We start from the raw sequence: 7,923 nt of genomic DNA, 5'->3' as shown, positions 1-7,923 counted from the left end.
GTGGGCTCGGAGAGGTGTATAAGAGACCGGTCAGGGGGAGGGGGTTCGGCGGACTGTGCGGGAGCTTCGCATGCGCTGGCGGGGCTGGGCGGCTGCTGCCTTCGGACGCTTGAGGTGGTAGCGGTGCAACTCGTTGTTGCCCGGCAGCGACGGGTCCTCGCTCATCGCGACCAGCTCCCAGCCCTGGTCACCGGCCCGGTTCAGGTGGGCCAGCGCGGTGTCGCCGTACGGCGTCACGTCGATCATGGAGCCGTCCGGGCCGTACCAGATGAAGAGGACCTCGAACCCGAGGTCGGTCGCGGCGGGTTGGCGGCGGCGGACCAGCAGCGCGTACTCCCACTTGAGCATGCGCTCATTGTGGACCCGCGCGCGCCCGTCGGCACGGATCAGTGTTCGGCGATCCGTCCGTCCGCCACGCGCAGCCGCCGGTTCACGCTCACCGCGTCGAGCATCCGCCGGTCGTGCGTCACCAGCAGCAGCGTGCCGGGATAGGTGGCCAACGCCGATTCGAGCTGCTCGATGGCGGCCAGGTCGAGGTGGTTGGTCGGCTCGTCGAGCACCAGCAGGTTGACGCCCCGCCCCTGGAGCAGGGCCAGGGCGGCCCGGGTCCGCTCGCCGGGGGACAGGGTCGCCGCCGGGCGCAGCACGTGGTCGGCGCGCAGCCCGAACTTCGCGAGCAGCGTCCGCACGTCCGCCGGGGCCAGATCGGGTACGGCGGCACCGAACGCGTCGAGCAGCGGCTGGTCGCCGAGGAACAGCCCCCGGGCCTGGTCGACCTCGCCGACCACCACACCCGGACCGAGTGCGGCGTGACCCTCGTCCAGAGGCAGCCGCCCGAGCAGCGCGGCGAGCAGGGTGCTCTTGCCGGAGCCGTTCGCCCCGGTGATCGCCACCCGGTCGGCCCAGTCGATCTGAAGGTCCACCGGGCCGAGCGTGAAGCCGCCACGACGTACCACTGCTCCTCGGAGCGAGGCCACGACGGCGCCGGCGCGGGGCGCGGCGGCGATCTCCATCTGCAGCTCCCACTCCTTGCGCGGCTCCTCGACCACCTCCAGCCGCTCGATCAGCCGGGCGGTCTGCTTGGCCTTCGCGGCCTGCTTCTCGGTCGACTCGGCGCGGAACTTGCGGCCGACCTTGTCGTTGTCGGTGGCCTTGCGCCGGGCGTTCTTGACGCCCTTCTCCATCCAGGCGCGCTGCGTGCGGGCGCGCGCCTCCAGGCCGGCCTTCGTGTCGGCGTACTCCTCGAACTCCTCACGGGCGTGCCGGCGCGCCACCTCCCGCTCCTCCAGGTAGGCCGCGTAGCCACCGCCGTAGTGTTTGACCTGCCGCTGGTGCAGGTCCAGCTCCACGATCCGGTTGACCGTGCGGGTGAGGAACTCCCGGTCGTGGCTGACCACCACGGTCCCGGCGCGCAGCCCGGTGACGAAGCGTTCCAGCCGGTCCAGCCCGGCCAGGTCGAGGTCGTTCGTGGGCTCGTCGAGCAGGAAGACGTCGTACCGGCTGAGCAGCAGCGACGCGAGCCCGGCGCGGGCGGCCTGCCCGCCGGACAGGCCGGTCATCGGGTGGTCCAGGCCGACGTCGAGACCCAGCTCCGCGGCGACCTGCGCGGCCCGTTCGTCCAGGTCCGCGCCGCCGAGGTCGAGCCAGCGTTCCAGAGCATCGGCGTACGCGTCGTCGGCGCCCGCCGCCCCGGCGGTGAGCGCCTCGGTGGCGGCATCCAGCGCGGCCTGCGCGGCGCTCACCCCGGTGCGCCGGGCCAGGAACTCGCGGACCGTCTCGCCGGGCAGGCGCTCCGGTTCCTGCGGCAGATAGCCGACCGTCGCGGTTGGCGGGCTCAGCGCGACCGAGCCCTGCTCGCGGGGGACAAGACCGGCGAGGGTACGCAGCAGCGTGGACTTGCCGGCGCCGTTGACCCCGACCAGCCCCACCACGTCGCCCGGCGCAACGACCAGGTCGAGGTCTTCGAAGAGGAGGCGGTCACCGTGGCCGGCGGTGAGGTCCTTGGCGATCAACGTGGCGCTCATCAGGGAACCGAGCCTACCGGCGGGCGCATCCGGATTACCGTGACCCGCGCTCGCGGTGACGCCGGTCTGAGGGAGACTCACAGCCGTGGTGACCACACTGGCGATCGACTGCGGGGGCGGCGGGATCAAGGCCTCCGTGCTGGACGCCGCCGGGACCATGCGCGCCCGGCCGCTGCGCGTGCCCACGCCGTACCCGTTGCCGCCGTCCCTGTTCGTCAAGACGCTGCTGGATCTCGGCGCCCGCCTGCCCGCGGCGGACCGGCTCACCGTCGGCATGCCCGGCATGATCCGGCACGGCGTCGTGGTGGCCACGCCGCACTACGTGACCCGCTCCGGGCCGCGCAGCCGCGTCGACCCGGACCTGGTGGCCGAGTGGTCCGGGTACGACGCGCGCACCGCGCTGGCCGAGGCGTTCGGCGTACCGGCGCTGGTGCTCAACGACGCCGAGGTGCACGGCGCGGGCGTGGTCGCCGGGACCGGATGCGAGCTGGTGCTGACGCTCGGCACCGGGCTGGGCAGCGCGCTGTTCGACGGCGGGATGCTGGCACCGCACCTGGAGCTGTCGCACGCGCCGGTGCGGTGGAACACCACCTACGACACGTACGTGGGGGAGCCGGAACGGCGGCGCCTCGGCGACGCGTTCTGGTCCCGGCGGATCCGGCAGGTGGTGGACGGCCTGCGGCCGGTGTTCCGCTGGGACCGGCTGTATCTCGGCGGCGGCAACTCCCGGCTGATCCGGCCCGAGCAGGTGGCCCGGATGGGCGACGACGTGGTGATCGTCCCGAACACGGCCGGAATCGTCGGTGGTGTCCGGGCCTGGGACCTGATCGGGGGCCGGTACGACCCGACCACCTGATCTTCGACGGCAGGAACACTCGCGGTTCCGCCGGTGTTGTGCCAGCGTCGGGACCAAGGGCCTGGCGTGACACGAGGAGGTGGGTCGAGTGGATCTTCTGGCGGAGTACCGGCGGGCGACCATGTTCTTCGAAGCGGGTGACCCGACCGGAGCGGCCCGGCTGCTCGAACCGATCATCGAGGCGGAGCCGGACAACTCCTCGGTCCGGCAGCTGCTGGCCCGCGCGTACTTCCAGTCGGCCCAGCTCAACCGGGCCGAGGAGCAGCTGCGCGCGCTGGTCGACCGCGACCCGAGCGACCACTACGCGCACCACGTGCTCGGCCGCACGCTGGAGCGGATGAACCGGCCGGTGGACGCGCTGCGGCACCTGCGCATCGCGGCCGCGATGCACTCGACGAACACCGACTACGCCACCGCGCTGCGACGGGTGGAGGGCAAGGTCGGTCGTTGACTGATCCCGCGGAAGGGCAGCCCGGGCGGGCTGCCCTTCCGCGTACCTAGGATGGGACCGTGAAGCTCAAGCTCGACCTCCACGACATCTACAACAAGGGCCACGACATCGACCGCGCGCTGCGCGGGATCATGGACGAGGCCGTGGCGAAGAAGGCCACGCTCGTGGAGATCATCCCGGGGAAGGGGTCGGGCGCGCTGAAGAAGAAGGTGCTGCGCTTCCTCGACCAGAAGGACGTCAAGCAGCTCTACCACCGGGTCGAGAAGGACTCGAAGAACTTCGGCCGGCTGTTCGTGCACTTCCGCTGGAAGTAGCGCGCCCACGTCTGCTCAACTCGGTCAGGCCGCGGTGAGCACCGTTATGGGGAGGCCGAAGGTGGTTGTTCCGGGACCGTGCCCGACGCCGACCAGGACCCGGTTGCCGAGCGGAGCGGTCAGGCGAACCACCACCTCGCGCTCCTCGGCGTAGGCCAGTCGAATGCCGTTCCCGTCGCGGGCGACCTCCACCGGCTCGACGAGCACTGCCGTGTCCGTCTCGTACATCACGGCGTCGGGGTAGTCGGCATACTGGGCGGGCGTTCCGATGAACCGGAGCGTCAGGGTGCGCCCGTCGTTCGCGAGCACGGCCTCCTCGTGATGAGCGGCTCCTACGCCGGGTGGCCGCCACGCCATCCGACGTTCGAAGTCCGGGTCCAAAGCGATGAACGGCCATCGCCGGTCGTCGGGGTACATCATCCACGCGGGGAGTTCGCGGACGCCTCGGTCGGTGGCGAACGGTCCGTTCGCCCGGATGATGTTCGCCAGCGGTCTCTGCGCCCCGCTCTGCACGTCACGGCAGTAGTCGATGGCGGCCGGCGCGATCTCCGGCGGCAACTGGGACTCCGGAACGCCGGGGCCGTCGAACAACGACCGCCACTGCGTGTCCGCCATCAGCCGGTCGAGCGCCCTGACGCCCATCGCTGTCAGCACGATCGGACGCGGCTCGCGGTAAACGGGGAAACCGTCCCACATCGCCAGCGCCTGCCGCACACACTCCGGATCGCTTGGCACATCGCCAGCCTAGCCACCTGTGGATACTGGCGGCGTGTCCCAGCCGGCGAACCGCCCTCGCCGGATCGATGCCGCTGGAGGTGGCTGTGCGTGATGCGCTCCCGCCCGCCGAAGCGGTGCTGCGTCAGGTCATCGGCCGGAACCTCGTCGCGGTCACCGAGGCCCGCCACTGGTCCGGCGGCCGGCGTAGTGGCGACGAGGAGAGCCTGTTGCACTTCTGGCTGCATTTTCAGGGCGTGCCAGCCGTCATGGCCAATGAATCCGGCGATTTGCTGCGCCTTCAGTTCGCCGAGCCGTACGCCGCCTACGACATGGGGGAATTCGGTGAGACGCGCGTCGGACCGGCGCAGCGTCCTGATCTGCTGGCCCTGCTGCCGGGGCATCGGCTTCTGAACGCCGCGCCCATCGACGGCGGCACGACGCAGCCCGCAGGTCTTCTGCTGCGGTTGGGAGATCACGAGTAGCCGGTTACGCCGGGCGGCCGCCGAACACCCAGTTGTGCACCTCGACCTCGGCGTACCGGTCGGCGGCCAGCACGGCGCGCGCCTCGTCCGGCCCGGCCGCCCGTACCAACGCCGCCGTGCCCACCCACGTCATGGCGTCGTCGGACAGCAGCGGCCCGTACGCGATCAGCTCGTCCTGCCGCTGAGGCAACATCGGGCCGGCGCTCTGCTCCGGACCGAGGCCGAGCACCAGGTAGCGGTTGCCGCCGGTCCGGCCCCCGGGAAACTCCCACATGGTGCGGCCCAGCATGTTCCGCCACCGCCGCAGCATCACGTCCCGGTACGCGCCGGCCTGGTAGTTGGGCTCGTCGAAGGCGAACGCCCGCGCGGCGGCGGGGTCGGGCAGGCTCAGGATGTGCACGCTGCCGGTCGGTGAACCGTCGTCGGTGAGGGTCGGCCCGCGCGCGATCATCTGCTCCGCGTACCGGTCCATGTAGGACCAGTGCTCCTCGACCAGTTCCTGACGCAGAGGCGCCGAGCCGAGCCGGTCGCGGTGGTAGCAGAAGAACTCCATGACCCGAGTCTCGCGGTCGCTCAACGGGCGTAGCCACTTTTTTGTGGGTACTTGTCGCCGGTGCTGGGGCGGCGCTGACCCACAGCCAGTACGCCGAAGTGGCGGTATCCCGGCGTGCGGACACCGCCACTTCGGCGAACTGGTGCAGCAGACCGTTCAGAGCGGGTACGTGCGCGCCACCGCCAGCATCTCCGAGCTGTGCGAGCCGACCACTCCCACGCCCGCCGGCCGCGCCCGGAACCCGGGCACGCCGGACAGCCCGTCACTGGCGTCCATCGCGCGCACATTCACCGGTCCGGCCGCCGACGCCAGCGTCAGCGTGACCTCGACACCCTCCGGCGGCGGGGCGTGGAACACGACCCCGAACCCCCACCTGCCGTCGGCCGGTTCGACCGGCACGGACCGCCCGGCCACCGAGGCGGACCGCACGGTGGCGGTGCCGGTGTCGACGTGCAGCGTGAGCAGGCGTACCTGCCGCTGCGGCACCACCCGTACGCGCAGCACACGCTGGTCACCCGAGCGGGTGTCGGAGAGCAGATCCAGCTTCGGGGCGGGCAGGGGCGCCGCGGTGGCCGGTCCGCCGCGCAACTCGGTGGCGCCCAGCCCGGGGAAGTCGTCGGCGATCGAGACCGTGCCGTCGACGTAGCCGCCGGTCCAGGGCTGCGGCTTCTCCTCGCGAGTGAGCCACGCGGCCTTCCCGGTGCCCGCGTCCAGCGCGTACATCAGGTGGGTCGGCACGGGATGCGCGGCGTCGAAGCGGTCCACCGCCAGGCCGACCCCGGCGAGCACCACAGCCGCCAGCGCGGCGGCCGCGGCGGGCAGCGCGCCGAGCCGGCGTGCGCGCAGCGCGAGCAGGCCGCGCTGGCCGCCGGCCCGGGGGTGCAGCAGGTCCACCACCGGGAGTACGGCGAGGCCGAGCAGCACCGCGACGAGCGCGGCTACCGCGCCCATGCCCATGCCGAGCGCCGGGAACAGCAGCACCACCGGAGGCAGCAGGATCACCACCGCCACCGCGGCGGCGAGCGTCACCGCGACCACCGGCCACGGGCCGTCGCGCCGGGTGGCGAGCGCCGCGAACCCGGCGAGCGCGCCGGCCAGCGCCGGCACTGTCGTCAGGTACGCCCCGCCGGGCACCGCCACGGCGAGCAGCACACCGAACACGGCGAGCCAGGCCAGCCCGCCGAACGCCAGCGCGGCCGGGCCGACCCGGCGGCGCAGCAGCGCGTACCAGCAGAACAGCACAGCGGCGGCGAGTGCCACCACGGCGAGCCGGTACCAGACCGGGCGGTACGGGTCGAGCAGTTCGGCGTACCCGGGGCGGATCGTGGTGATCGCGGCCCAGAGCAGCCACGCGCCGAGCGGTGCCACGACGACCGGCGCCAGGGCCAGGCCGAAGCCGGCGGCGAGCGTGCCGGCGGTGGCCCGGCCCCGGCGGCGCAGGAGCCAGCCGAGCGCGCCGACGGCGAGCAGCGCGACCACTGCGAGCGGCACGGTCAGCCAGCCGGAGTAGCGGACCAGCCCGCCGAGTACCGGGAAGTAGGTGTCGTCGTGGCCGGCGCGCAGGCTGCCCAGGTCGGTACGGCCGAACTCGCGGGCCAGGCCGAGCGCGTTGTCGCCGTGCATCTGGAGGCTGCCCCGGTCCATCCGGGCCGGCACGTCCAGCGGGGTGTGGTAGATCGCGCCGCCGTCGATGTAGGCCGAGTTCAGGCCCACGAAGGGGCGGTCGAGGAACGCGGTGAAGTCGGTGTCGTTCGGCAGCGCCCGGTAGATCTCCACCGCGAACGAGGTGCCCACCGGATGCGGCGCGGCCTTGCCGAACACCTCCACGAGCTTCGCGTTGTTCCGGGACGTCTCGAACATGATCACCGGGCCGGTGGAGCCGCGCGCCTCCAGGTTGAGCACCACCCCGCCGTCGCGGGCGAGCGGGTGGTAGGCGGCGAATCCGGCGGCCCCGCACAGGCACGCCTCCTCCGCGTCGGTGAGCACGAAGACGATGTCGTTGCGGGGGCGCGGGCCGGTGGTCAGCGCCCGGGCCACCTCCAGGATCGCGGCGGTGCCGGCGGCGTCGTCGTTGCCGCCCGGCCCGGTCTGCACCGAGTCGTAGTGGGAGACCAGGAACACCTTGCCGGTCGGGTCGGTGCCGGGCAGCCGGGCCACCACGTTGCGGACCCGGGCCAGCGTCGCCCCGCCCGCCGCGCCACTGAGCTGCCCTGCCTCGGGCGCCACCGTGTCCTGCACCTCGGTCTCCAGGCCCAGGCCGCGCAACGTCCCGACAAGGTGCTCGCGTACCCGGTCGTTCGCGGCGCTGCCGGCCACGTGCGGCTCGGCGGCGATCACCTCGACGTTCCGGTACGCCCGGGTGGCGCTGAACTCGCCCTCTGGCGCGTCCGCCGGACGCGGCGCCGGGGTGGAGAGGCCGACCAGGACGCCCGCCCCGACGGCGAGCAGCGCGGCGAGCGCGGCCGCGGCGGCGATCGGCCGGCGGCGTGGCCTGGTGAACGCGCGGTCGGCGGGGCGGGTGGGGGG

8 protein-coding genes and 1 pseudogene are annotated in these 7,923 nt (G+C 72.9%); 4 read left to right on the top strand and 5 right to left on the bottom strand.

What is annotated here, in order from left to right:
• Window positions 1–102 precede the first annotated feature (102 nt).
• A pseudogene (locus F8279_RS28185) lies at window positions 103–348 on the bottom strand (hypothetical protein); the annotation flags it as partial.
• Window positions 349–386: 38 nt separating this feature from the next.
• Window positions 387–2,024, bottom strand: coding sequence for an ABC-F family ATP-binding cassette domain-containing protein (locus tag F8279_RS28180; RefSeq protein ID WP_151501563.1), 1,638 nt, complete (start codon window positions 2,022–2,024; stop codon window positions 387–389).
• An 85-nt stretch (window positions 2,025–2,109) separates the two neighbouring features.
• Here F8279_RS28180 and F8279_RS28175 point away from each other — a divergent pair, with 85 nt between their 5' ends.
• The 3 genes from F8279_RS28175 (at window position 2,110) to F8279_RS28165 (ending at window position 3,645) form a co-directional block, all read left to right on the top strand.
• On the top strand, window positions 2,110–2,880 hold the full coding sequence (locus tag F8279_RS28175) for an ROK family protein (RefSeq protein ID WP_151501562.1): 771 nt from the start codon (window positions 2,110–2,112) through the stop codon (window positions 2,878–2,880).
• 88 nt (window positions 2,881–2,968) lie between these two features.
• Window positions 2,969–3,331 carry a M48 family metallopeptidase gene (locus F8279_RS28170; RefSeq protein WP_091426608.1) on the top strand — a complete coding sequence of 121 codons (363 nt, stop codon included), beginning with the start codon at window positions 2,969–2,971 and terminating at the stop codon, window positions 3,329–3,331.
• Between the two features lie 59 nt (window positions 3,332–3,390).
• Window positions 3,391–3,645, top strand: a complete 255-nt coding sequence (locus F8279_RS28165) for a Smr/MutS family protein (protein WP_013288724.1) — start codon at window positions 3,391–3,393, stop codon at window positions 3,643–3,645.
• A gap of 24 nt (window positions 3,646–3,669) precedes the next feature.
• Here the strand turns inward: F8279_RS28165 and F8279_RS28160 are convergent, their stop codons facing one another.
• Window positions 3,670–4,380, bottom strand: coding sequence for a hypothetical protein (locus tag F8279_RS28160; RefSeq protein ID WP_151501561.1), 711 nt, complete (start codon window positions 4,378–4,380; stop codon window positions 3,670–3,672).
• 86 nt (window positions 4,381–4,466) lie between these two features.
• Between F8279_RS28160 and F8279_RS28155 the strand changes: the two genes are divergently transcribed.
• A complete protein-coding gene (locus tag F8279_RS28155) occupies window positions 4,467–4,844 on the top strand; it encodes a hypothetical protein (protein ID WP_225853444.1) in 378 nt (125 codons plus the stop codon).
• Between the two features lie 4 nt (window positions 4,845–4,848).
• On the opposite strand, the gene F8279_RS28150 is transcribed toward F8279_RS28155, so the two are convergent.
• Window positions 4,849–5,397 carry a YciI family protein gene (locus F8279_RS28150; protein WP_151501560.1) on the bottom strand — a complete coding sequence of 183 codons (549 nt, stop codon included), beginning with the start codon at window positions 5,395–5,397 and terminating at the stop codon, window positions 4,849–4,851.
• A gap of 156 nt (window positions 5,398–5,553) precedes the next feature.
• Window positions 5,554–7,923, bottom strand: a 2,370-nt coding sequence (locus F8279_RS28145; RefSeq protein WP_225853443.1) for a M28 family peptidase, incomplete at its 5' end; no start/stop codon positions are given.

Origin of the sequence: Micromonospora sp. AMSO1212t, assembly GCF_008868145.1 — a bacterium.
In the GTDB taxonomy this organism is placed as follows: domain Bacteria; phylum Actinomycetota; class Actinomycetes; order Mycobacteriales; family Micromonosporaceae; genus Micromonospora; species Micromonospora tulbaghiae.
This window is presented reverse-complemented; position numbering and strand designations above follow the sequence as displayed.